24 protein-coding genes are annotated in these 20,418 nt (G+C 65.9%); 7 read left to right on the forward strand and 17 right to left on the reverse strand.

What is annotated here, in order from left to right:
• Positions 1–128: 128 nt before the first annotated feature.
• Positions 129–1,439, reverse strand: coding sequence for an O-acetylhomoserine aminocarboxypropyltransferase (locus V9L21_RS22875; protein WP_337315145.1), 1,311 nt, complete (start codon positions 1,437–1,439; stop codon positions 129–131).
• Between the two features lie 143 nt (positions 1,440–1,582).
• On the opposite strand from V9L21_RS22875, the gene V9L21_RS22880 reads away from it, so the two are divergent.
• Complete coding sequence (locus tag V9L21_RS22880; protein ID WP_126747450.1) at positions 1,583–2,023, forward strand: CBS domain-containing protein; 441 nt, start codon at positions 1,583–1,585, stop codon at positions 2,021–2,023.
• A 33-nt stretch (positions 2,024–2,056) separates the two neighbouring features.
• Here V9L21_RS22880 and V9L21_RS22885 read toward each other — a convergent pair whose 3' ends face one another.
• Complete coding sequence (locus V9L21_RS22885) at positions 2,057–3,052, reverse strand: Bug family tripartite tricarboxylate transporter substrate binding protein (protein WP_337315146.1); 996 nt, start codon at positions 3,050–3,052, stop codon at positions 2,057–2,059.
• Between the two features lie 8 nt (positions 3,053–3,060).
• Complete coding sequence (locus V9L21_RS22890) at positions 3,061–4,152, reverse strand: adenosine deaminase family protein (RefSeq protein ID WP_337315147.1); 1,092 nt, start codon at positions 4,150–4,152, stop codon at positions 3,061–3,063.
• Between the two features lie 87 nt (positions 4,153–4,239).
• Here V9L21_RS22890 and V9L21_RS22895 point away from each other — a divergent pair, with 87 nt between their 5' ends.
• Positions 4,240–5,196 (forward strand): LysR family transcriptional regulator, encoded by a 957-nt coding sequence (locus V9L21_RS22895; RefSeq protein WP_337315148.1) that lies wholly within the window; start codon positions 4,240–4,242, stop codon positions 5,194–5,196.
• A 38-nt stretch (positions 5,197–5,234) separates the two neighbouring features.
• Here the strand turns inward: V9L21_RS22895 and V9L21_RS22900 are convergent, their stop codons facing one another.
• Entirely contained in the window at positions 5,235–6,452 is a 1,218-nt protein-coding gene (locus V9L21_RS22900) for a polyhydroxyalkanoate depolymerase (protein ID WP_337315149.1), read from the reverse strand.
• A gap of 101 nt (positions 6,453–6,553) precedes the next feature.
• Here V9L21_RS22900 and V9L21_RS22905 point away from each other — a divergent pair, with 101 nt between their 5' ends.
• Positions 6,554–7,210 (forward strand): glutathione S-transferase, encoded by a 657-nt coding sequence (locus tag V9L21_RS22905; RefSeq protein ID WP_337315150.1) that lies wholly within the window; start codon positions 6,554–6,556, stop codon positions 7,208–7,210.
• A gap of 12 nt (positions 7,211–7,222) precedes the next feature.
• On the opposite strand, the gene V9L21_RS22910 is transcribed toward V9L21_RS22905, so the two are convergent.
• The 6 genes from V9L21_RS22910 to V9L21_RS22935 are packed head-to-tail and all read right to left on the reverse strand — an operon-like array spanning position 7,223 to position 11,361.
• Positions 7,223–7,570: a DOPA 4,5-dioxygenase family protein gene (locus tag V9L21_RS22910; protein WP_126747444.1), complete on the reverse strand. Its 348-nt coding sequence runs from the start codon at positions 7,568–7,570 to the stop codon at positions 7,223–7,225.
• 6 nt (positions 7,571–7,576) lie between these two features.
• A complete protein-coding gene (locus V9L21_RS22915; protein WP_337315151.1) occupies positions 7,577–8,197 on the reverse strand; it encodes a DUF4166 domain-containing protein in 621 nt (206 codons plus the stop codon).
• Complete coding sequence (locus tag V9L21_RS22920) at positions 8,194–9,240, reverse strand: SRPBCC domain-containing protein (protein ID WP_337315152.1); 1,047 nt, start codon at positions 9,238–9,240, stop codon at positions 8,194–8,196. Before V9L21_RS22920 ends, V9L21_RS22915 begins: the two co-directional genes overlap by 4 nt.
• A gap of 56 nt (positions 9,241–9,296) precedes the next feature.
• Positions 9,297–10,256 carry an SAM-dependent methyltransferase gene (locus V9L21_RS22925; protein WP_337315153.1) on the reverse strand — a complete coding sequence of 320 codons (960 nt, stop codon included), beginning with the start codon at positions 10,254–10,256 and terminating at the stop codon, positions 9,297–9,299.
• 19 nt (positions 10,257–10,275) lie between these two features.
• Positions 10,276–10,701, reverse strand: a complete 426-nt coding sequence (locus tag V9L21_RS22930; protein WP_337315154.1) for a thiol-disulfide oxidoreductase DCC family protein — start codon at positions 10,699–10,701, stop codon at positions 10,276–10,278.
• Between the two features lie 57 nt (positions 10,702–10,758).
• Positions 10,759–11,361 carry a GbsR/MarR family transcriptional regulator gene (locus V9L21_RS22935; RefSeq protein WP_337315155.1) on the reverse strand — a complete coding sequence of 201 codons (603 nt, stop codon included), beginning with the start codon at positions 11,359–11,361 and terminating at the stop codon, positions 10,759–10,761.
• Positions 11,362–11,482: 121 nt separating this feature from the next.
• Here V9L21_RS22935 and V9L21_RS22940 point away from each other — a divergent pair, with 121 nt between their 5' ends.
• Together V9L21_RS22940 and V9L21_RS22945 are read left to right on the forward strand one after the other, a co-directional pair.
• Positions 11,483–12,577 (forward strand): PA0069 family radical SAM protein, encoded by a 1,095-nt coding sequence (locus V9L21_RS22940; protein ID WP_337315156.1) that lies wholly within the window; start codon positions 11,483–11,485, stop codon positions 12,575–12,577.
• A gap of 114 nt (positions 12,578–12,691) precedes the next feature.
• On the forward strand, positions 12,692–13,207 hold the full coding sequence (locus tag V9L21_RS22945; protein WP_337315157.1) for a gluconokinase: 516 nt from the start codon (positions 12,692–12,694) through the stop codon (positions 13,205–13,207).
• Between the two features lie 31 nt (positions 13,208–13,238).
• Here the strand turns inward: V9L21_RS22945 and gnd are convergent, their stop codons facing one another.
• Complete coding sequence (gene gnd, locus V9L21_RS22950) at positions 13,239–14,657, reverse strand: decarboxylating NADP(+)-dependent phosphogluconate dehydrogenase (RefSeq protein ID WP_337315158.1); 1,419 nt, start codon at positions 14,655–14,657, stop codon at positions 13,239–13,241.
• A gap of 118 nt (positions 14,658–14,775) precedes the next feature.
• On the opposite strand from gnd, the gene V9L21_RS22955 reads away from it, so the two are divergent.
• Positions 14,776–15,738, forward strand: a complete 963-nt coding sequence (locus tag V9L21_RS22955; RefSeq protein WP_337315159.1) for a helix-turn-helix domain-containing protein — start codon at positions 14,776–14,778, stop codon at positions 15,736–15,738.
• 128 nt (positions 15,739–15,866) lie between these two features.
• Positions 15,867–16,595: an alpha/beta fold hydrolase gene (locus tag V9L21_RS22960; protein ID WP_337315160.1), complete on the forward strand. Its 729-nt coding sequence runs from the start codon at positions 15,867–15,869 to the stop codon at positions 16,593–16,595.
• A 12-nt stretch (positions 16,596–16,607) separates the two neighbouring features.
• Here V9L21_RS22960 and V9L21_RS22965 read toward each other — a convergent pair whose 3' ends face one another.
• Genes V9L21_RS22965 through V9L21_RS22990 form a run of 6 tightly spaced genes read right to left on the reverse strand, consistent with a single transcriptional unit; the run spans position 16,608 to position 20,414 of the window.
• Positions 16,608–17,216: a 3'-5' exonuclease gene (locus V9L21_RS22965; protein ID WP_337315161.1), complete on the reverse strand. Its 609-nt coding sequence runs from the start codon at positions 17,214–17,216 to the stop codon at positions 16,608–16,610.
• Positions 17,213–17,632 (reverse strand): TfoX/Sxy family protein, encoded by a 420-nt coding sequence (locus tag V9L21_RS22970; RefSeq protein ID WP_337315162.1) that lies wholly within the window; start codon positions 17,630–17,632, stop codon positions 17,213–17,215. The genes V9L21_RS22965 and V9L21_RS22970 overlap by 4 nt, the downstream gene beginning before the upstream one ends.
• A 12-nt stretch (positions 17,633–17,644) precedes the next feature.
• Entirely contained in the window at positions 17,645–18,034 is a 390-nt protein-coding gene (locus V9L21_RS22975) for a VOC family protein (protein ID WP_337315163.1), read from the reverse strand.
• Positions 18,035–18,062: 28 nt separating this feature from the next.
• Positions 18,063–18,566 (reverse strand): GNAT family N-acetyltransferase, encoded by a 504-nt coding sequence (locus tag V9L21_RS22980; RefSeq protein WP_337315164.1) that lies wholly within the window; start codon positions 18,564–18,566, stop codon positions 18,063–18,065.
• 49 nt (positions 18,567–18,615) lie between these two features.
• Positions 18,616–19,491 (reverse strand): S-formylglutathione hydrolase, encoded by an 876-nt coding sequence (gene fghA / locus V9L21_RS22985; protein WP_337315165.1) that lies wholly within the window; start codon positions 19,489–19,491, stop codon positions 18,616–18,618.
• Positions 19,488–20,414: an alpha/beta fold hydrolase gene (locus V9L21_RS22990; protein WP_337315166.1), complete on the reverse strand. Its 927-nt coding sequence runs from the start codon at positions 20,412–20,414 to the stop codon at positions 19,488–19,490. The genes fghA and V9L21_RS22990 overlap by 4 nt, the downstream gene beginning before the upstream one ends.
• Between the last annotated feature and the right edge of the window lie 4 nt (positions 20,415–20,418).

Genomic DNA, 20,418 nt, shown 5'->3' on the forward strand with positions numbered 1-20,418 from the left:
CTTGCGCAGCGAAATAAAGGAGGAGGCCGCAGGCCGGGGGACATTCGCGGAGCAAGGTACCCCGTCGGCGGGTGCGCGCCCCGAATGAACCCGAACCCAAAAGCGCCGAACATGAACACAAAGCATCCTCAAACCCTCGCCTTTTCAGCAGCCTTCAGCGCCCGCTTCAGGTCGTCGATCAGGTCGGCCGGATCCTCAAGACCGATGGAAAGCCGGATCGTCCCTTGCGAAATGCCCGCACCCGCCAGCGCCTCGTCGGTCATGCGGAAGTGCGTGGTGCTGGCCGGGTGGATCACCAGGCTGCGGCAATCGCCTACGTTGGCCAGGTGACTGAAGAGCTTGAGCGCTTCGATGAATGCCTTGCCCTGCGCGCGGCTGCCCTTGATGTCGAAACTGAACACCGCGCCGGCACCGCGCGCACCATGGCGCAACAACTTCTGCGCCAGTGCATGGCTCGGGTGCGACTCGATCAGCGGATGGCCCACGCGCGACACGAAGGGGTGGCTCGCGAGAAACTCGACCACCTTTTGCGTGTTGTCGATGTGGCGCTCCATGCGCAGCGGCAGGGTTTCGATGCCCTGCAGGATCAGCCAGGCGGTGTGCGGGCTCATCGAGGCGCCGAAGTCGCGCAGGCCCTCGCGCCGCGCGCGCAGCAGGAATGCACCGACCGTGCTCTCCTCGCTGAAGACCATGTTGTGAAAGCCGTCGTAGGCCTGGGTCAACTCCGCAAATTTGCCCGACTTCTCCCAGTCGAAACTGCCGCCGTCGACCACCACGCCGCCAATCACGGTGCCGTGGCCCGAGAGGAACTTGGTGGCCGAGTGGTAAACGAGGTCGGCGCCCCAGTCGAATGGCTTGATCAGGTAGGGCGAGGTGAGCGTGGAGTCGACCAGCAGCGGCACGCCGGCTTCGTGGGCAATGTCGCTCACCGCCGGAATGTCGAGCACGTCGAGCCCGGGGTTGCCCACGGTTTCGCCGAAGAAGAGCTTGGTTTCGGGGCGCACCGCGGCGCGCCAGCCGTCCAGGTCGCCGGGCTTCACGAAGGTGGTTTCGATGCCGAAGCGCCGCATCGTGTAGTGCAGCAGGTTCTGCGAGCCGCCGTAGAGCGCGGTGCTCGCCACGATGTGCGAGCCCGCGCCCATGAGCGTGGCGATCGAGAGATGCAGCGCGGCCTGCCCGCTGGCGGTGGCAATGGCGCCAATGCCGCCTTCGAGCGCCGAAACGCGCTGCTCGAGCACCGCATTGGTCGGGTTGCTGATGCGCGAGTACACATGGCCCGCGCGCTCGAGGTTGAAGAGCGCCGCCGCATGGTCGCTCGACTCGAAGACGAAAGACGTGGTGAGATGGATCGGCACCGCCCGCGCGCCGGTGGCGGGGTCGGGTGCGGCGCCGGCGTGCAGCGCCAAAGTATCGAATCCGGGGTCGGAGTAGCCGGGCATGAGCACCTTTCTGGGTTCGTTCGCAATGCCCCGTTACGTCTGCTAATCATGCGCGCGCATCATGGGCGTGGGAGTCGGCGCCGATTGTGGGCTATATTCAATTCGGCACCGCCGCCGAGAACGATTTCCGAGAGGAGCACACGATGAAAGTCAGCGACATCCTTCGCGTCAAGGGCAACACGCTCTTCACCATCACGCCTGACGACCTGCTGGCCGAAGCGGTCAAGACCATGGCGGAAAAGGACATCGGCTCCCTGGTGGTCATGGAACACGGCGACCTGGTCGGCATGCTCACCTTCAGGGAAGTGATCGTGGCCCTGGTCGACAACGGCGGCCAGGTGGGCGGCACGCTCGTGCGCAAGGCCATGGACGACGCGCCCGTTACGTGCACCCTCGAAACCGAACTCGACGAAATTCGCCGCATCATGCTGGAGCGCCACGCGCGCTACATGCCTGTGATGGACAAGCGCATGCTGATGGGCGTGATCAGCTTCTACGACGTGGCCAAGGCGGTGGTGGACAGCCAGAACTTCGAGAACAAGATGCTGAAGGCCTACATCCGCGACTGGCCCGAAGAGCAGTAGCCGCGGCGGCGCCGCCCGCGCGGCCCGGCGAGCTTATTCCTTGATATTGGCCGACTGCACGATCTTCTGATTGCGGGCGTATTCGGCCTGCACGAATTGGCCGAATTGCTCCGGCGTGCCGCTGCCGGGCAGGGCGCCTTGCTCGTTGAGCTTGCTGCGCACCTGGTCTTCGGCCAGCACCGCGTTCAACTCCTGGTTGAGGCGCGCCACCACGGCGGGCGGGGTCTTGGCGGGCGCGAAGATGCCGGTCCAGCTCACCATGTCGTAGCCCTTGAGGCCGGGCATCTCGCCGAAGGTGGGCACGTTCGGCAGCGCGGCAAGGCGCTGGCCGCCGGTAATGCCCAGCGCCTTCAGGCGGTTGCCGTTCACATGCGGAATGGCGCTGGTGCTGACCAGCATTGCCAGGTCGACCTGGTTGCCGATCACGTCCGTGGCAATCTGCGCGCCGCCGCGATAGGGCACGTGGGTCACGAAGATGCCGCTGCGCTGCTTCAGGAGCTCCATCGCCAGCTGCAGCACCGTGCCCACGCCCGAAGTGGCGTAGTTGTAGGCACCGGGCTTGGCCTTGGCGAGCTTCACGAAGTCGGCATAGGTCTGGGCTTCCAGGCCGGGGCGGGCCACCAGCACCATCGGCGCTGTGTTGAGCATGCCCACCGGCGCCAGGTCCTTGAGCGGATCGAACTTGAAGGCTGAAGGGTTGACCAGCCGCCCGATGGCGATGGCGCTGTCGGGCCCGACCACCAGCGTGTAGCCGTCGGGCGCCGCGTTCACGGCCTTGGCCACGCCGATGGCGCCGCCCGCGCCGCTCACGTTTTCGATGACGACCGACTGCTTCAGCCGCTCGGCCAGCCGCGTGGCGACGAGGCGGGCGTTGACGTCCACGCTGCCGCCGGCCGTGTAGGGAACGATCAGCGTGATCGGCTTGGCAGCGGGCCATGCGGCCTGGGCGAGTGCCGCGGCAGGCAGCATTGCGCAGAACAGGGTGGCGGCCAGAAGAGTGCGGCGGGGAAGGCGGGCGGATTGGGTCATGGCTTGGCTCATTGCGGATGGGCGGGTTGCGGTTCTTGTACAAGGCGGGCGTGCAGCGCGTCGAACTCCTGGCTCCATTGGGTGCGCCATTCGCGGCGCTGGGTGTCGTCGATCCATGCGCCGTCGAGCCCGTTGTGCATGAAGCCGCGCAAGTCGTCCAACCCGAAGCCGAAGTCGCGCACCATCATCAGCCAGGCCTGCGTGGGCGTCACCTTGTGCAGCGTCGGATCGTCGGTGTTGGGGTGGATGCGCAGGCCCAGGCCCGGCATGCGCCGAATGGGATGGTCGAGCGCCCAGCGCTCCGGCGGCAGGGTGCGCAGGTAGTAGGAATTGGTGGGCACCACGGTAAAGATCACGCCGCGCTCGGCGCACTCGCGTGCGAAGTCAGGTTGGTCGACCACCGTGTAGCCGTGGTCGATGCGGTCGACCTGCAGCGTGTCGAGCGCGGTGCGCACGTTGGTCCAGGGCATGCCGAACTCACCCGCGTGCGCCGTGGCCTTGAGCCCCGCGCGCCGGGCTTCGGCATACGCCTCCGCAAAAAGCTCGGGCGGCCGGTCGACCTCGCGGTAGTCGATGCCGATGCCGATCACCTCGTCGCAGCGGTGCGCCTTGACCCACTCCACCATTTCGACGGCAGCCTCGGGGCTGGCCTCGCGGTCGATGGCGGCGATGAGGCGGCCGATGATGCCGAACTCCTGCTGCGCGTCCTGGATGGCGCGCACGATCGCGCACTGCGCCACCGGATACGGAATGCCGGAGCCGTGCACGGTGCCCGTCGGGTTCCAGAAGAACTCGGCGTAGCGCACGTTGTGCGCCGCGGCGTCCTCCAAATATTCGCGCGTCAGCTGGTACAGGTCGCCCGGGCTGCGAACCAGCTGCGCATCGAGTGCGCGCAGCACGCGCAGCACGCCAACGGGCTTTTCTCCACGCGTATAGAAGCCTTCGATTTCGTCGGCCGCCAGCGGCGAACCGGCGCGATGGTTGAGTTGCTTGAAGGTTTCGTGGCGCACCGTGCCGAACAGGTGGCAATGCAACTCCACCTTGGGCATCGCATGCAGCATGGCTTCCAGCGTGAGGGGCGGCAGATCGGGGCGGGTCATGCCGGGCAGTCTAGGGAGCGGCGCCTCATAAGCAAAATTTTGAATTTCTATAATTTGATTCACTGAATCAATCGCTTACCCAACTCCATGGCCTCTCCGCCGCTCAGGGCGCTCACGCTGCGCCAGCTTCAGTTCTTCTCGGTGCTGGTGGAAGAAGGGCACTTCGGCCACGCCGCGCGCCGGCTGGCCATTACCCAGCCGGCGCTGAGCAACGCCATCAAGCAGATGGAAAAACTGTTGGGCGCCGAGCTGCTGACCCGTTCCACCCACCGGCTGGAGCTCACGTCGGTGGGCGCCGAGGTGCTGGCGCGCACCGATTTCCTGGTCAATGCGTTCGACGTGGCACTGCGCGACATCGAAAGCACGGTGCAGCGCGGGCGAGCTTTCGTGCGCGTGGGCGTGATTCCGTCGGCCAGCGGGCGCGTCATGGCCGCTGCGGGCGAATTTCTCGAAACCGGACGGCGCGAGGTCGAAATTGCCTGGCGGGACGCGCCCTCGACCGTGTTGCTGGCCGAACTGCGCAGCGGCCAGCTCGACATGGCGGTTGCAGCCATCACGGAGGCACCGGGCGGGCTGGCCTGTGTCGACCTGTTCCGCGACCCGCTGGTGCTGGTGGTGCGGCGTGACCATGCGCTGGCCTCAGCCTCTGACGCGAGCTGGGAGGCCATCGGCAAGGAGCGGCTGGTGCTGTTCGAAAGCGGCAGCATGCCGGCGCTCGGCAACCCGGCCCGTGCGCAGTTCGAGCAGGGGCCCGAGCCCTACCGCGTGAGCTATTCCGAAACGCTGTATGCACTGGTGCGAAGCGGCCAGGCGCTGGGCCTCATGCCGCGGCTCTATACCTCGTCGCTGCGCGACCCGGAGCTGGTGGTGATTCCGCTGTCGAAGCCGCGCATTGAGCGGCGCGTGGTGCTGGCCTACCTGCCGGGGCCGATGCGCAACGTGGCGGCGCAAGAGCTGATTGCGTTTTTGCGTGATCGGCTTCCACAGGCCGGCGAAGCCGCGGTGCGGCGCGTGGCGGCGAAGGGCGCGCGGAGTCGGCGCTGAGATCGAGGCGCTGAAGTCGGCGCTGAGGCCGGGTCGATCTAGTGCAGCTCAGCCGCGGCGTGAATGGTTTCGCGCACGCGCGGATAGATCTGCGCATTCCACTTGCTGCCGCTGAAAACGCCGTAGTGGCCCACGCCGGCCTGCAGGTGGTGCACCTTCAGGTAGGGCCGGATGCCGGTGCACAGGTCTTGCGCCGCCACCGTCTGGCCGACCGCGCAGATGTCGTCGCGCTCGCCTTCGACTGTGAGCAGCGCGGTGCGGCGGATGGCGGCCGGGTTCACCGTGCGGTCGCCCACGGTGAGCACGCCGCGCGGCAGGTCGTAGGTCTGGAATACGCGCTCCACCGTCTCCAGGTAGAACTCGGCCGGCAGGTCGTTCACCGCCAGGTACTCCTCGTAGAAGGCGGCAATGGTGCGCGCCTTATCGATTTCGCCCTCGACCAGGTGCTTGGCCAGGTCTTCGAACTGCTTCTTGTGGCGCTCGGGGTTCATGCTCATGAAGGCCGAAAGCTGGAGAAAGCCCGGGTATACGCGCCGCATCATGCCGGCATGCGGCCACGGCACGTGGCTGATCAGGTTGCGGCGGAACCACTCGATGGGCTTGCTGGTGGCGAGCTTGTTCACACCGGTCGGGTTGATGCGGCAATCGACCGGCCCCGCCATGAGCGTGAGGCTGCGCGGCGTGGCGGGGTTGTCGTCTTCGGCCATGAGGGCGGTGGCGGCCAGTGCGGCCACGCAGGGCTGGCACACGGCCACCATGTGCACGCCCGGGCCGACCGCTTCCAGAAACTGGATGAGCTGCAGCGTGTAGTCGTCCAGGCTGAAGCCGCCATGCCATAGCGGCACGTCGCGCGCGTTGTGCCAGTCGGTCAGGTACACGTCGTGGTCGCGCAGCAGGGTGCGCACGGTTTCGCGCAGCAGCGTGGCAAAGTGGCCCGACAGTGGTGCAACCAGCAGCACGGGCGGGTGCACGGCCTTTGTGTCCTTGCGGAAGTGCAGCAGCGTGCCGAAGGGCGAAACCAGTGTTTTCTCTTCGTGCACGGCGGTTTCCACGCCGTCCACCACAACGCTGTGAATGGCGTAGTCGGGCCGTGAATGGGTGAGCCGCATGCGCGAAAACACCTCGAACTGGGCGGCCATGCGCCGCACCATGGTGCGCTCGGTGCCGTCCTTCCAGAGTGCCTGGCCGAGGTACTGGGCTGCGAGCCGGGAGGGCGAGAGCAGGTCGGCTTGGTTCTGGTAGGCCCGGTACAACATATAAGTAGTACAGGCAAGTTGCGGGCCAAGCGGTGGCACAGGCCTTGCACGGACATGGGGGCCAACCCGGCAGCTAGGCAGACCCGCCAAGGAGACCCACGATGGCCAAACCCGTTCTCACCATCAGCAGCAAGAACTACGGCGCCTGGGCGCTGCGGGGCTGGCTGATGTGCAGGCTGGCCGGGCTGGACTTCAGCGAAAAGATCATTCCGCCCGACGATCCGGCCATGAAGGCCGAGATGCTGCTGCTCTCGTCGTCGATGCTGGTGCCTTCGCTCCAACACGGCAGCGTGAAGGTGTGGGACACGCTGGCCATTGGCGAATACCTGAGCGAAATCAAGCCCAAGGCCGGGCTGCTGCCGGCCGACATCCAGGCCCGCGCGCATTGCCGCGCGATCTGCGGCGAAATGCATTCGGGCTTTGCCTCGATGCGCGGCGCCTTGCCGATGAACATCAAGGCCCGGTTTCCGGGCTTCAAGATCTGGTCGCGCGCGCAGGCCGACATCGACCGCATCGTCGCCATCTGGCGCGAATGCCTGAAGACCTACGGCGGCCCCTTCCTCTTCGGCAAGCAGCCCGGCATGGCCGACGCCATGTACGCGCCGGTGGTCACGCGCTTTCTGAGCTACGACGTGCCGCTGGACTCCGTTTGCGCCTCTTATTGCAAGCGCGTGATGGACTTGCCCGCCATGCAGGAGTGGGTGGCCGCCGCGAAGCAGGAACCCGAGGAAATCGACGAACTGGACGCGGAGTTTTGAGCGTCCGGCCGCCTAGTGCCGGAACATCCGCAGGTCGAGCGCGCTTTCCTCGCCGAGCCACATGGCATGCGCCGTGTGGTCGGCCAGGTCGTCGCCCGTGACGCCGTGCACAAAAATGTCGAGCCCGTTGCGGTTGGCCTCCAGCCATTCGATCACCTGGTCGAACTCGGCTGCGTCGAACGCCAATTGGCAGCTCCAGTGCGGATGCGGCCCGACCAGGCGCTCATGCACCCGGCCGACCACCACCATCAACTCGCGGCCCGCGCGCTCGCACAGCTGCCTTGCCTGTGCGACCGTGTCGGGGCCGAAGTAGACGTGGGCGTGGTATTGCGGATAGAGGTTTTCAGGGCGGCGCGGCATATCGGCTCATTGTGGCCCTAACCTGAAGCGCCCGCTGTAGCGGAACACATCGCCAAACCAACGGTGGCGCAGCACCATCTTCATGGTGAAGCCGTCGGCATCGGCCGGATCGGGCCGCTCCTCGACGTAGGCCGTGCCCAGCAGCAGGCCCAGCGGCAGCGGCAAGCGCAATTTGCCAAGGCGCCAGATGTAGCCTTTGTCGCGGAACACCAGCGCGCCTTCTTCCGCGCTCACGGCCAGGCGCATGCCGATGCCGAAGCGCACGTATTCGACTACCTCGTTGCCGCGCTCTGCCACATGTGCCATGTGCGAACGAAAGTGGAACGGCGCGCGGCCTTCGAAGCGGAAGACGCGGTCCCAGTACAAAAGGGCGTCGTCCGGCCGGCAGCGGTAGTGCACATCGATCGGCACGCCGGTGCCGGTGTAGGGAACCAGCGCCCCGAACAGGCGGCCAAAGGGCATGAGCAGCTTTGCCCAGGGGGCGTGGTGCACTTCGTCCATGGTGCCGCGCACGCACACGTGGGCATTCGAGAACGGCGCCATGGTGTAGTGGCGGCGGATCACCTCGCCCAGCCGCTCCCAGGCAGGGCCGAGCACTTGCTGGAAGACGGGCCGGCTGTCGTTCATGCGGCCGCCGCGGTTGCTTCGCTGCGCACCTTGTAAAAGCGCAGGATGTGCTCGGAAAAATCGCCGAGGAGAAAGTGCGCCACGCGGTCGGCGTACCAGTTGAAGCGCGTGCTTACGCGCCACGAAACGTCGATGCGAAGCTCCGTGCCGCCCTCGCGCGGGGTGAGGGTGTAGGCCGAGTCGCGCAGGTCGAAATAGTGGCCGCCGATGAGTACGTGGTCGTCCAGCGCACCGGCCGGAAAAGAGTCGGGCGAGAAGCGATAGCGCCATTCCACGCGCTGCAGCGGCTGCCAGTCGGTAACGATCTCGTCGAAGTGCACGTTCTTCTGCCATTGCACCTTGCGCACGCGGCCTTCGGGCGTTTGCTCGGTGACGGCTGCCACCGGCATGGGCACGCCGATGCGATACGCCCAAGCGTCGCCCACTTCGGTCGGGCGAATGTCGCGCACATCGTTGAGCTCATGCCACACGCGCTCGGCGGGTGCGGCGATGAAGACCGTGCGCGACGTTTTCGAGATCAGCTCCGGGTTGGGCAACTGCGGCTCGATGGCGCCGAGCAGCAGCGGCAGAACCGCAAAGCTGTAGAGCGCGGGCCTGGGCCAGTTGGTAACGCGGCAGACCAGCCCCATCGCCAACCCGCCGAGACTGCCCATGAAGGCGAACATCGGCACGATCACGATGGCGCAGATCATTCCCTCGATGTAGACCAGCAGCGTACCGACCACGAACAGCGCGGTGGCAACCCAGGGTGCCCAGATGTAGTAGCCCCAGCCGCGCCGCTCGATGCGCTCGGCCATGTAGACCGTGACGGCACCGCACACCGCGGGGGCAAGGTAGATGAAGGAGCCCAGCATGGCCGAGAAGCGTTGGCCCGGCAATCCGCTGAAGGCGATGCGCAGCACGAACGCGGCCGCGGCGCCCACCAGCAGTGGCCAGAACCATGCGAAGGGCATGCGGCGTATTGGCGGCTCCTGCATTTCTGCGGCGCTGGTCGCGGTGGGCGGCAACTCGCGGGGTGCGGCTTCTTCGGGTTCGGTGCTCATGAAGGTTTCTTCTCCTCGTTGTGTTTGCTGTCTTGTTGTTTCGGTGGCGCTTGTTGTCAGCCGCTGCGCCTGGCGGTCACCATGCAGTAGTCGAAGTCGCGCCAGAAAACGCCCAGCACAAGGGCGCAGTAGCTGGCCACGATGTGCTTGCGGCGCCATGGGCTCAGCTTGCCGCGCGCCTTCCAGAGTTCGGCCAGCGCAAAGCGCGTGGCCAGCGCCGGAATGTGCAGTGCGCTGGGCGCGACGCGCCATCGCAGCGACTGCACCTTGACGTCTTCGAAGCCGTTGTCGCGCAGCGCGGCCACAAAGTCTTCTTGCACGGCCAGCGTGGGCACGGCCCAGCTGTCGGCCCACAGGCGGTGCAGCCAGCCGGCGATGCGGCCGGGCTGGCGCCGCAGCAGAAAGCCATCGACCACCGCCAGCCGCGCGCCGGGCTTCAGCAGGCGGGCCGCCTCGCGCACAAAGTCGGCCTTGGCCGTGCCGCTGGCGTAACAGGCGCTTTCCACCGCCCAGGCGCCGTCGGCTTGCGCCGCGGGCAGGCCGGTGCGGGTGTAGTCGGCCTCGATGTGCGCCATGCGATCGGCCACGCCGGCACGGGCGTCGAGCCGGGCGGCGATGCTGTTCTGCACGGCCACGTTGGTAACGGTGACGGCATACAGAGACGGGTCTTCGCTCACCAGCGTACGCGCGGTGGCACCGGCGCCGCAGCCCAGGTCGATCACGCAGCGCCGGGGTCGTGCCGCCTCCTGATTCGAATTGGCAGCATCGGGCTCATCGAGCTCCAATGCGCGGCCGACCGCTCGGTTCATCTCCACGAGCATGCCTTCGCGCCGCAGCGGATTGAGCCCGAGCCGCCAGAAGCCGAAGTGCATGTTGTAGCTGGGGCTCCATGCGCGGTAGTCGTCGGCCACTTCGGTGAAGTAGTCCTGCGTGTCCGCGCGTGTGATGGCCGGGTTGGACAGCGGAGCTTCAGGTGTCTGCGCCGCGCGGAAATCGGGCTGGAAAACATTGGGCACGAAGAGCTCCTTTTTCTTTTCAGATTCGGCAATTGCCGCCCGCACATGAGGCCGACGAGCGCGCGGCCTTTCCGGCGACCAGCGTGACCAGCCAGCGCGGCAACCGGTAGCGGTTGCGCGCAAGCACCGCATAGGCGCGGTCGGCCAGCGGCGCGACGAGCGGCAGGTCGAGCAGGAAGCTGCCGCTCGGCAGCCCGACGGCGTCGCGGCAAGCTCGGATGGCCGGGACACCCGCGAACACCTGCCCAGCGGCATCGACCGCGTGGATTGCCGTCATCAGCGCCTCGCGCGGCGCAGGCCCGGCATTGAAGCCTGGCGGCGAACAATCGACCAGTTGCAGGTGCCCGGCGGCGTCACGCGCTTTCATGCCGTTCATCTCTGCCGTGCAAAGGGCGCATGTGGCGTCGTAGTAGACGGTGAGAGGGTAGGTGACAGCAGGGTGCATGGTTTTTGTTTCGTTATTTCTGTCAAAACAGAAATGAATGGGCAAAAAAAGAGAAGCTCAGATCATTGGCAGGCTGGCGTGATGGGCATCCGGGTCGTCGTCGTTCTTCTTCGGTGCCGCGGGCGCTGCCAGAGGTGCATCGCCGCGAACGAACTTCTGCACGCTGGCCCCCAAGGTCAGCACCTTGTCTAGCGTGCCGGGCGAGAGCCGCAGCATTTCGTCGGCCCAGGTGGCGAGCTTGCTCATCAGGTCCATGGTGGAGCGGATGCGGTCTTGCGCATCGGCGGGCTCCTTCTGGAAGTCGGGGCTCGAGACGATTTCGCGCAACACACGGATGGTGGGATCGAACTCGCGTTCCTTGCGCTCGCGCACTACGGTACGAAACAGCTCCCACACGTCGACGCTGGTTTCGAAGTAGTCGCGGCGGTCGCCGAGGATGTGCGTTACGCGCACCAGGTTCCACGCCTGGAGTTCTTTCAGGCTGTTGCTCACGTTGGAACGGGCCACGCCGAGGGTGTCGGAGAGCTCTTCGGCATGCATGGGCTTGCCATGGGCGAACAGCAGCGCATGAATTTGCGAAACCGTGCGGTTGACACCCCACATGGAGCCCATTTCGCCCCAGTGGAGGACGAACTTGCGTTGGATGTCGGTGAGTTCCATGTTTCGAAGTCTAGGATTTTAGAAATTTCTGTCAATAGAGAAATAAAGATTCGTTTGCGCAAGCCGCCTGATTGGAATACTGTACAAATAAACAGTATTTGACTTGAGAAAAGGAACTGCCATGCCGGCTGCCCGCATTCCCATTCACGCCATCAAGGGCCGCGGCGCGGCCACGCACCTGGCACACCGCTTTTCACGCGACGAGCGCAACGCCTTCGACGACGGCTGGGGCACGCTCGAAGAAGGCGCCGCCGAAGCGGAAGACCTGCCTGCGCTGGCGACCGAGGTGCGCTTCGAAGACGTGAAGTCGGTGCTCAACGAAAACGAGTCGCCCGACGTGTCGTTCGACCGTTCCCTCAACCCGTATCGCGGCTGCGAGCACGGCTGCATCTATTGCTTTGCGCGGCCCACCCACAGCTACCTCAATCTCTCGCCGGGGCTCGACTTCGAAACCAAGCTCATTGCCAAGCGCAACATCGTCGAGGTGCTGCGCGCCGAGCTCGGCCGCAAGGGCTACCGGCCCAGCCACATCGCAATCGGCACCGCCACCGATTGCTACCAGCCCATCGAGCGCGAGCTGCGGCTCACCCGTTCGATCATCGAGCTGCTGCAAGAAACACGGCACCCCTTTGCGCTGGTCACCAAGTCGAGCGCGGTCGAGCGCGACCTCGACCTGATCGCGCCCATGGCCGCCCAGCAATTGGCCGCGGTGTACGTGACAGTGACCACGCTCGACGGCGAACTGGCCCGCAAGCTCGAGCCGCGCGCGGCCGCGCCGCATCGGCGACTGCGCACCATTCGCACCCTGGCCGAGGCGGGCGTGCCGGTGGGCGTGAGCGTGGCGCCGCAGATTCCGTTCGTCAACGAAGACATGGAGCAGGTGCTCGAAGCGGCCTGGGAGGCCGGTGCGCGCAGCGCCTTCTACACGGTGATACGGTTGCCGTGGGAGGTGGCGCCGCTCTTCAAGGAATGGCTGGCGCTGCACTACCCACAGCGCGCCGACCGCATCATGGCGCGCATCCACGAAATGCGCGGCGGCAAGGACTACGACGCCGACTTTGCGACGCGCATGAAGGGCACCGGCCTCTGGGCCGACCTGATCCGCCAGCGCTTCGAGAAGGCGGCAAACCGCATCGGCTTCAACCGGGAGCGCATTCCGCTCGACCTGGGCGCCTTTCGGCCGCCCGGTGCGGCGGGGCAGGGCAGTCTTTTCTGAGGGCTGTTCCCGTGCGGCCTGCAGCCGGGCATCGCATCAAATCCGCTTCAAAATAAGCGGTAGATTCAACCCACCGGCGGCAGCGGCCGTCCGGCCTTGGCTGCAAAGGTACGCATGAACGGGATATGGATGGTGGTGATGGGAGTTTCAGGCTGCGGCAAATCGAGCCTGGGGGCGGCGCTTGCCACCGCCTTTGCGCTGCCGCTGATCGAAGGGGACGACCACCACCCTGCGTCGAACGTCGAAAAAATGCGCCAGGGCATCCCCTTGACCGATGCCGACCGCGCCGGCTGGCTTGCCACGCTGGGTCGCGCGCTTGCCGACAAGCCCCAGGGTGCGGTGCTGACATGTTCGGCGCTCAAACGCGCCTACCGCGAGCAGTTGCGTGCGGCCGTGCCGGACCTGCGGTTCGTGTTCATGTCCATCGAACGCGACGAGGCCGAGCGGCGCGTGGCCGCGCGTGCGGGTGCGGGCGAGCACATGTTTCCGGCCAGCCTGGTGGCCAACCAGTTCGCGACGCTCGAATCGCCGGTGGGCGAGGCCGGCGTGGTGGCAGTCGATGCCACCGCGCCGCTGCCGGAACTGGTCGCGCAGGTCAAACGTGAAATCCCGGAAGCTGCGCGCCGCTAGAGCGCAAGCACCGGGCTGTCTGCGCCGGCCCTTAGATCACTTCAGGCCAGTTGGTATGGAAGAACTCGCCCGCGGGCTTGTCGACCCGCTCATACGTGTGCGCGCCGAAGAAGTCGCGCTGCGCCTGCAGCAGGTTTGCCGATAGCCGCTCGGTGCGGTAGCTGTCGTAGTAGGCGAGCGATGCGCTGAACGCCGGCACCGGAATGCCGTTGCTCACCGCCAGCGCCACCACTTCGCGCCAGTTCTGCTGTGTGCGGTTGAGCAGGTCCTTGAAGAACGGGTCGAGCATCAGGTTGCCCAGCGCGGGATCGGTGCGGTAGGCATCGGTGATGCGGTTCAGGAAGCGCGCGCGAATGATGCAGCCGCCGCGCCATATCGCAGCGATGCGGCCGAGGTCGAGCTTCCACTCCTTCTTTTCGCCCATGGTCTTGACGAGGTCGAAGCCTTGCGTATAGCTGATGACCTTCGAGGCATAGAGCGCATCGTGCACCTTGGCCACCAGCGCCTTCTTCCCCATCGAAAGCTCGGCCTTCGGCCCCTGCAGCAGCTTGCTTGCGGCCACGCGCTGCTTCTTTTGCGACGACAGCACCCGCGCTTCGACAGCCGCGTTGATGGTGCTGATGACCACCGCGTTTTCGGCCGCGTTGATGAGCGTCCACTGGCCGGTGCCCTTCTGGCCTGCCTTGTCGAGAATGACATCGACGATCGGCTTGCCGGTTTCCGGGTCTTTCTGCTCGAGCGCCTTGGCGGTGATCTGGATCAGGTAGCTCTGCAGCTCGCCGTCGTTCCATTCATTGAAGACCGCGGCCATTTCGTCGGTGGTGAAACCCGCGGCCTTGAACAGGCTGTAGGCCTCGCAGATGAGCTGCATGTCTCCATATTCGATGCCGTTGTGCACCATCTTCACGTAGTGGCCCGCGCCACCGGGGCCGATGTGAATCACGCAAGGCTCGCCATCGACCTTGGCTGCAATGCTCTCGAAGATCGGCTTCATCACCTCCCACGTGGAAAGCGGCCCGCCCGGCATGATCGAAGGGCCCTTGCGCGCGCCTTCCTCGCCGCCCGATACGCCCGCGCCGATGAAGCGCAAGCCCTTGGCCGAGAGGTACGCATCGCGGCGCTCGGTGTCGGTATAGAGGCTGTTGCCGCCGTCGATGACGATATCGTCCTTGTCGAGCAGCGGAATCAGCTGCTCGATGACCTGGTCGACCGGCGCACCCGCCTTCACCATGATCTGGATCTTGCGCGGCTTGGCGAGGCTCTGAACGAACTCATCGAGCGTCTTTGCGCCGACCAGCTTCTTGCCGGGGTTCGCGGCAATGAAGGCCTCGGTGGTGGCTTCGGTGCGGTTGTACACGCTGACCTGGAAGCCGCGGCTTTCCACGTTCAGCACCAGGTTCTGGCCCATCACGGCCAGGCCGATCAAACCGAAATCGCTTTTGTTGCTCATGGCCCTTCTTTCCTGTGCGATAGATGTGACCGGCATTGTGCCGGGCGTGCCGCGGGGCTGCCTTCCGGCCCGGCAATACCCGCTTGGCAAGCACCCAGGGCTTGGGTATGTTGGCGCGATGAACAGAAACGCCTCCGCCGCAATCCAGACGTGGTCCACCGATGATGTGCCGGCGCCGCAGCGGCTCGATTACTGGATCGGCGCGGTGTGCGAGGGCTTTCTGGAAATGGACGTGACCAGTTCCGTGGCTGGCGGCTTCAATGCCACGCTCGAGTCCGCGCCGCTCGGCTGTATTGGCGTGAACCGGGTCCGGGGCACCGCGCAAGACGTGTACCGCACGCGCAGGGCCATCGCCCATAGCCGCAGCAATTATTACTACCTGCTGTGCAAGACGGATTCGCCCTGGGTCGCAGTGCAGGACGACCGCTCGGCGCGCATGCTGCCGGGCGACGTGGTGCTGGTCGACTCGCGGCTGTGCTACGAATTTCACTTTCTGCGGTGTGCCGATACGGTTTCGCTCGAACTGCCGACTGCGTGGGTCGAGGCGTGGCTGCCCGACGCAGGCGACCAGGTGGCGCGGCGCATCGACGCGCAATCGGGATGGGGCGGTGTGCTGAGCGGTTTTGTCCAGCAGCTTTCGCCGCAGATCGCGTTGCAGCCACCGATGCCGACGGCGTTGCTTTCCGATCATCTCGGCGGCTTGCTCTCGCTCGCGGCCGGAACCCACGGGACCGCTTCGCCCGGCGAAGGCGGCCGTGCCGAGCTGCGCCGCCGCGTGCTCGACGCCACGCGCGAACGCCATGCCGAGCCGGGACTGACTGCCGCAAGTGTGGCCCGCGGGCTGGGCATTTCGGAGCGCAGCTTGCATCGCAGCCTGAGCGACGGAGCGACCACCTTCGCAGCCGCTTTGACCGGCTTTCGCATGCAGGTTGCGCGGCGCATGCTGGGCGATGCACGTTTCGACCGCCTGGACATTGCAGAAATCGGGTTTCGCATCGGATTTACCGACGCATCGCACTTCGCTCGCCAGTGTCGCCGGCATTTCGGCGCCACCCCAGGCACTTTGCGCCGCCAGCGCTGAGGCAAGGCCAAGGCACAGCCGGGCAGGCGCCTGGCATCAATCGGCTATCCGCCTGGCAGCCAGCGGCCATTTGCACCCATTGGTATTGCCTAGAGTCGTCTCTCCATTCAACGACCAAGGAGACACGCATGTCCGACACCTATGTTCTCGTGCACGGCGCATGGCACACCGGCGGCGAGATGGAAGCCGTGGCCGCCAGCTTGCGCGAGGCCGGCCACGTGGTGCATTGCCCGACGCTGGCGGGCAACCGCGCCGGCGACGACCGCTCGCGCACCGGCCTTGTCGATGCGGTCGACTCGGCCGTTCGCTTCATCGAGGAGAAAGACCTGACCGAGGTTCGCCTCGTGGGCCACAGCTATGGCGGCATGGTGATTTCGGGCGTGGCGGACCGCATCGCGCAGCGGCTGAAGCGGCTGGTGTACGTCAACGCTTTCGTGCCGCTCGATGGCGAGTCGCTCAACGACATGGTGCCGCCGCATTACGTCGCGATGTTCGACGCCATTGCCGAAGCCAACGACAACGCGGTGACCCTGCCGTTCGAAGTCTGGCGCGAGGCCTTCATCAACGATGCCGATCTGGCATTGGCGCAGGCGAGCTACGAGCGGCTGAATCCGCATCCCTACCGCACCTTCACCGACAAGATCCGGTTGCGCGAGCCGCTGGCGGCACTGCAGCTGGGCAAGTCTTACGTCAATTGCCTGCAGGACACGGCCCTGCCGCACAGCTTGCCATGGCACCCGCGGCTGTCGGAGCGGCTCGGGCTCTTCAGGCTGGTGGAATGCCCCGGCAGCCACGAGATGTTCTTCTCGAACCCGAAGCGGCTGGCGCAAGCGATCCTGGAGGCGGGGCGGGACTAAGACCCGGGCCGCTCAGCCGCCGAAGAGCGCATCGAACACGCGGATCGAGGCATACGCATCGTTGGCCGCGTAGCGAATCTGCGCTTCGGTCAACTGCTTGTTGGCCCAGTTCGACGTGGTTGCCTTGCGCGACTTGACGAAGCGCCGGTTGAACACCAGCGCCACGGCCGTCTTCACACCCACCGACTTGCGGTAGCCCCGGCGGCGAAACTCGGTGTCGATGTCGAACACCGCCTTCGGCTCGATATTGAGGCGGTTGCGTATGAGCGTGAGGTCGCTCGAAAGCCCGAAGCCGACCTTCCTGAGTTCGGTCGAGGCGAGCAGCGCCGCGACGACCGGGTTGCATTCGGTGTGGTGCAGCTGGAACAGCCAGGCCTTCTCGCGCGTGGAAAACTGCACAACGTGCGGGCCGCCCGACACTTCGTTCTTGGCGAAGGTGGGCTTCGATTCGGTGTCGAAGCCTGCAACGCCGGCGGCCAGCAGTGCGGCGGCGGCGTGCTCGGCGTCTTGCAGCGTGGTGACGACGACGATGTCCTGCAGGCCCAAGCCCTCGAAGGCCTCCAAAAGGGCGATCTGCTCGCGTTCGGGAAGAGGCGGCAATGCGGCGATGTCGCCGCTCACGAGGAGGCTGCTTTCTTTTTCTTCACTGGGGCTTTCTTTGCTGGTGTTTTCTTGGCGGCCGTCTTGCCGGCGGTGGTCTTTTTCTGCTTTGGCGGCTGGCCCGAACGCAAGGCCGCTTCGTAGGCGCGGCGACCCCACAGCGCGGCTTCGTGTCGGTCTTCGAAGAGATCGGCAGGCGCCTGCCGGTACGACATCGGCATGGTCTTGCCGTTGCGCTCGTAGGTAAAGGGCGGCAGGTTCAGCTTGTCGAAATGTTCGGCGCTGTCGGCATCGGACTTCAGGTAGAGCGTGTCCTTCAGGACGATCGCGATCATGCGTTGCTCGTGAAAGATGCCGTGGCCGCCGAACATGCGGCGAGTCTGGATGCGGCCGAAGCGCTCGAAAATCTCATGCAGGCTTTCTACGAATTCACTCATCGCGCAAGCCGCTCATGACGTGATCTCGATCCGGTTGCCGTCCGGGTCGAGCACCACGCTTTCGTAGTAGCCATCGCCGGTGCGGCGCGGGCCATCGAGCAGCGGGTAGCCGTCGGCCTTCAGGCGCTGCGTGAGCTCGTCCACCGCCGCATCGGAACCCACGCTGATGGCCAGGTGCGTCCAGCCCATGCGCTGCGCGCCGGGTTCGGCGGGCACGGGCGAAAGGGTGCTGGTGGTCATGGCTTCGATGCGGGCGCCATCACCCAGGCTCAGGAAGCAGGAGGCAAAACCCTTGGCCGGGTTGACATAGCCGGCGCCAGCCGTGGCGCCGAAGTAGTCGACGTAGAAGCGCTTGCAGCGTTCGAGATCGGTGGTCCAGAGAGCAATGTGATCGATGCGCATGGAAAGACAAGACGAAGGAGAAGGACGCTCAGCCGATACGCCGCGGCTGCCGTGTCGTGCCCTGCGGAAACCAATGGTAGGCGACCCGTTCGCGTCCGCTGGTGGGATGCCGGTCGACCGCGCCGCGCACGAGGCCGTAGCGCTCGTAGAAGCGCTGCGCCGCGGTGTTGTTGATGGCGACGTGAAGCTTCCAGCCGAGCGGCATGCGCACGCTGGCTTCGTCGAGCAGCGCCTGCCCCAGGCCCTGGTTGCGCAGATGCGGTTCGACGAACAGCTGGGCCACGTATTCGCGCCGGGCAAGCAGCACCATGAAGGCAAGCACCTGGCCTTCGCGCTCGGCCAGCACCACGTCGGCCGGCGGTACGAATTCTGTTTGCACGCGCCGCAGCCAGTGCGTGATCGGCTCGATGACGGTGGCCCTGCGGTTGGCCGCTATCCAGGCCCGGCGCCAGATGCCGGCCAGCACCAGGCTCTCTTCGGGGGCGCCGTCGCGAGAGCGCAATTGGAACGCGGGAATCTGTGCTGCAGACATGCGACTCATGATACGGCGCCCGTGTGCCGCGGTCGATACGAGTGGCCGATCAGCCACGCAAGGTTTGAGCGTGGTGAGCGAGGTGGTCCGCCATGAAGGTCTGGATGAAGTAGTAGCCGTGGTCGTAGCCCGCGTGTCGGCGCAGCGTGAGCGGCTGGCCCGCGGCAAAGCAGGCGGCTTCGAGGGCTTCCGGATACAGCTGCTCGGCAAGGAATTTGTCGGCCAGTCCCTGGTCGATCAATATGCCCTGCGGATACGGCGCGGCGGTTTGCGATTTCATGAGCGCGCTGGCGTCGTGCGCAAGCCATTGCGCGCGGTCGCCACCGGGCTCTCCCAGGTAGCCGCTGAACGCCTTTTCGCCCCACGGGCACTGCGAGGGCGCGCAGATGGGCGCAAATGCCGACAGCGACTTGAAGCGCCCCGGATGCCGCATTGCGAGCGTGAGCGCGCCGTGGCCGCCCATCGAATGGCCGAAGATGCCAAGGCGCTGGTCGTCGACCGCGAAGTGCTTTGCCACGAAGGGCAGCAGTTCATGCACGATCCAGCTTTCCATGCGCCAGTGGGCGGACCACGGGGCCTCGGTGGCGTCGAGGTAGAAGCCCGCGCCAATGCCGAAATCCCAGTTGGCGGTGGCGCCGGGAAGGCCTTCCACGGTGCTTCCGCGCGGGCTGGTGTCGGGCGCGATCAACGCCAAGCCCAGGCTGGCGGCCATGCGCTGCGCGCCGGCCTTCACAGCAAAGGTTTCTTCGTTGCAGGTCAGCCCTGCAAGGTAGAGCAGGGCCGGCACGCGTTCGTGGGCGGCTTGCGGCGGCAGGTAGACCGAGAAGCGCATCGGCAAGCCGATCTCGTGCGAGGCATGCTCGTGAAAGCTTTGCACGCCGCCGAAGACGTGGTGCTCGGAAAGGGTCTTGAAAATGTCGGTCATCGGGAGTTGTTGTTGGGCACTAGCGCGGGCACGAGTTCGAGCACGGCGTCGGCAAAGATGCGCGGCGCCTCTTGCGGCATGTTGTGGCCCACGCCGGGCACCAGCCGGTGCGAGCGCGGTCCGCTGAAGCGGTGCGCGTGAGCAGAGGCTTCGGCGGGCGGACGAACGCCATCGTCCAGGCCGTCGAAGGTGATGGTGGGTACCGATATCGCAGGCTGCGCGGCCAGGCGGCGTTCGATGTCGGCGTAGGCCGGGTCGCCCGCCACCAGCCCGAAGCGGTGTCGGTATGAATGAATCACCACGTCGACGAAGTCAGGGTGGTCGAACGCCGCCGCGCTGCGCTCGAAGGTGGCGTCGCCGAACTTCCACGTCGGCGACCAGAGCTGCCACAGCAGGCGGGTGAGCGCCTTGCGGTCCTTCGCCAGCCCGGCGCGGCCGCGCTCGCTGTGAAAGTAGTACTGGTACCAGAGGCTGTGCTCGTTCGCGGGCGTGTCGGGCTCCATCGCCTTGGCGATGTCCTGGATGTTATAGCTGTTGAACGAGACCAGCCCCGCGCAGCGCTCGGGCCAGAGTGCCGCCACCACGCACGCGGCGCGGCCGCCCCAGTCGTAGCCGGCAAGCACCGCGCGCTGGATACCGAGTGCGTCGAGCAGCGCAAGCAGGTCGGCCCCTAGCGCCGCCTGTTCGCCGGAGCGCGGCGTGGCATCGCTCAGGAAGCGCGTGCCGCCGTAGCCGCGCAGATACGGAACGATGACGCGGCAACCCTTGTCGGCGAGCATCGGCGCCACTTCGGCGTAGGTATAAATGTCGTACGGAAAGCCGTGCATCAGCAGCACGGGCGGGCCGTCGGCAGGCCCGGCCTCGTAGCAGGCGATTTCGAGAACGCCCGCCTCGATTTTGCGCAAGGGCTCCATGCGGTTCATGGCG

The organism is Variovorax sp. CCNWLW235 (assembly GCF_037204085.1).
Taxonomy (GTDB): domain Bacteria; phylum Pseudomonadota; class Gammaproteobacteria; order Burkholderiales; family Burkholderiaceae_C; genus Variovorax.

Excerpts from the sequence above, each read along its gene's own strand:
- V9L21_RS22875 (WP_337315145.1), bottom strand. The coding sequence starts at position 1,439 with ATGCCCGGCTACTCCGACCCCGGATTCGATACTTTGGCGCTGCACGCC.
- V9L21_RS22880 (WP_126747450.1), top strand. The coding sequence starts at position 1,583 with ATGAAAGTCAGCGACATCCTTCGCGTCAAGGGCAACACGCTCTTCACC.
- V9L21_RS22885 (WP_337315146.1), bottom strand. The coding sequence starts at position 3,052 with ATGACCCAATCCGCCCGCCTTCCCCGCCGCACTCTTCTGGCCGCCACC.
- V9L21_RS22890 (WP_337315147.1), bottom strand. The coding sequence starts at position 4,152 with ATGACCCGCCCCGATCTGCCGCCCCTCACGCTGGAAGCCATGCTGCAT.
- V9L21_RS22895 (WP_337315148.1), top strand. The coding sequence starts at position 4,240 with ATGGCCTCTCCGCCGCTCAGGGCGCTCACGCTGCGCCAGCTTCAGTTC.
- V9L21_RS22900 (WP_337315149.1), bottom strand. The coding sequence starts at position 6,452 with ATGTTGTACCGGGCCTACCAGAACCAAGCCGACCTGCTCTCGCCCTCC.
- V9L21_RS22905 (WP_337315150.1), top strand. The coding sequence starts at position 6,554 with ATGGCCAAACCCGTTCTCACCATCAGCAGCAAGAACTACGGCGCCTGG.
- V9L21_RS22910 (WP_126747444.1), bottom strand. The coding sequence starts at position 7,570 with ATGCCGCGCCGCCCTGAAAACCTCTATCCGCAATACCACGCCCACGTC.
- V9L21_RS22915 (WP_337315151.1), bottom strand. The coding sequence starts at position 8,197 with ATGAACGACAGCCGGCCCGTCTTCCAGCAAGTGCTCGGCCCTGCCTGG.
- V9L21_RS22920 (WP_337315152.1), bottom strand. The coding sequence starts at position 9,240 with ATGAGCACCGAACCCGAAGAAGCCGCACCCCGCGAGTTGCCGCCCACC.
- V9L21_RS22930 (WP_337315154.1), bottom strand. The coding sequence starts at position 10,701 with ATGCACCCTGCTGTCACCTACCCTCTCACCGTCTACTACGACGCCACA.
- V9L21_RS22935 (WP_337315155.1), bottom strand. The coding sequence starts at position 11,361 with ATGGAACTCACCGACATCCAACGCAAGTTCGTCCTCCACTGGGGCGAA.
- V9L21_RS22940 (WP_337315156.1), top strand. The coding sequence starts at position 11,483 with ATGCCGGCTGCCCGCATTCCCATTCACGCCATCAAGGGCCGCGGCGCG.
- V9L21_RS22945 (WP_337315157.1), top strand. The coding sequence starts at position 12,692 with ATGAACGGGATATGGATGGTGGTGATGGGAGTTTCAGGCTGCGGCAAA.
- gnd (WP_337315158.1), bottom strand. The coding sequence starts at position 14,657 with ATGAGCAACAAAAGCGATTTCGGTTTGATCGGCCTGGCCGTGATGGGC.
- V9L21_RS22955 (WP_337315159.1), top strand. The coding sequence starts at position 14,776 with ATGAACAGAAACGCCTCCGCCGCAATCCAGACGTGGTCCACCGATGAT.
- V9L21_RS22960 (WP_337315160.1), top strand. The coding sequence starts at position 15,867 with ATGTCCGACACCTATGTTCTCGTGCACGGCGCATGGCACACCGGCGGC.
- V9L21_RS22970 (WP_337315162.1), bottom strand. The coding sequence starts at position 17,632 with ATGAGTGAATTCGTAGAAAGCCTGCATGAGATTTTCGAGCGCTTCGGC.
- V9L21_RS22975 (WP_337315163.1), bottom strand. The coding sequence starts at position 18,034 with ATGCGCATCGATCACATTGCTCTCTGGACCACCGATCTCGAACGCTGC.
- V9L21_RS22980 (WP_337315164.1), bottom strand. The coding sequence starts at position 18,566 with ATGTCTGCAGCACAGATTCCCGCGTTCCAATTGCGCTCTCGCGACGGC.
- fghA (WP_337315165.1), bottom strand. The coding sequence starts at position 19,491 with ATGACCGACATTTTCAAGACCCTTTCCGAGCACCACGTCTTCGGCGGC.
- V9L21_RS22990 (WP_337315166.1), bottom strand. The coding sequence starts at position 20,414 with ATGAACCGCATGGAGCCCTTGCGCAAAATCGAGGCGGGCGTTCTCGAA.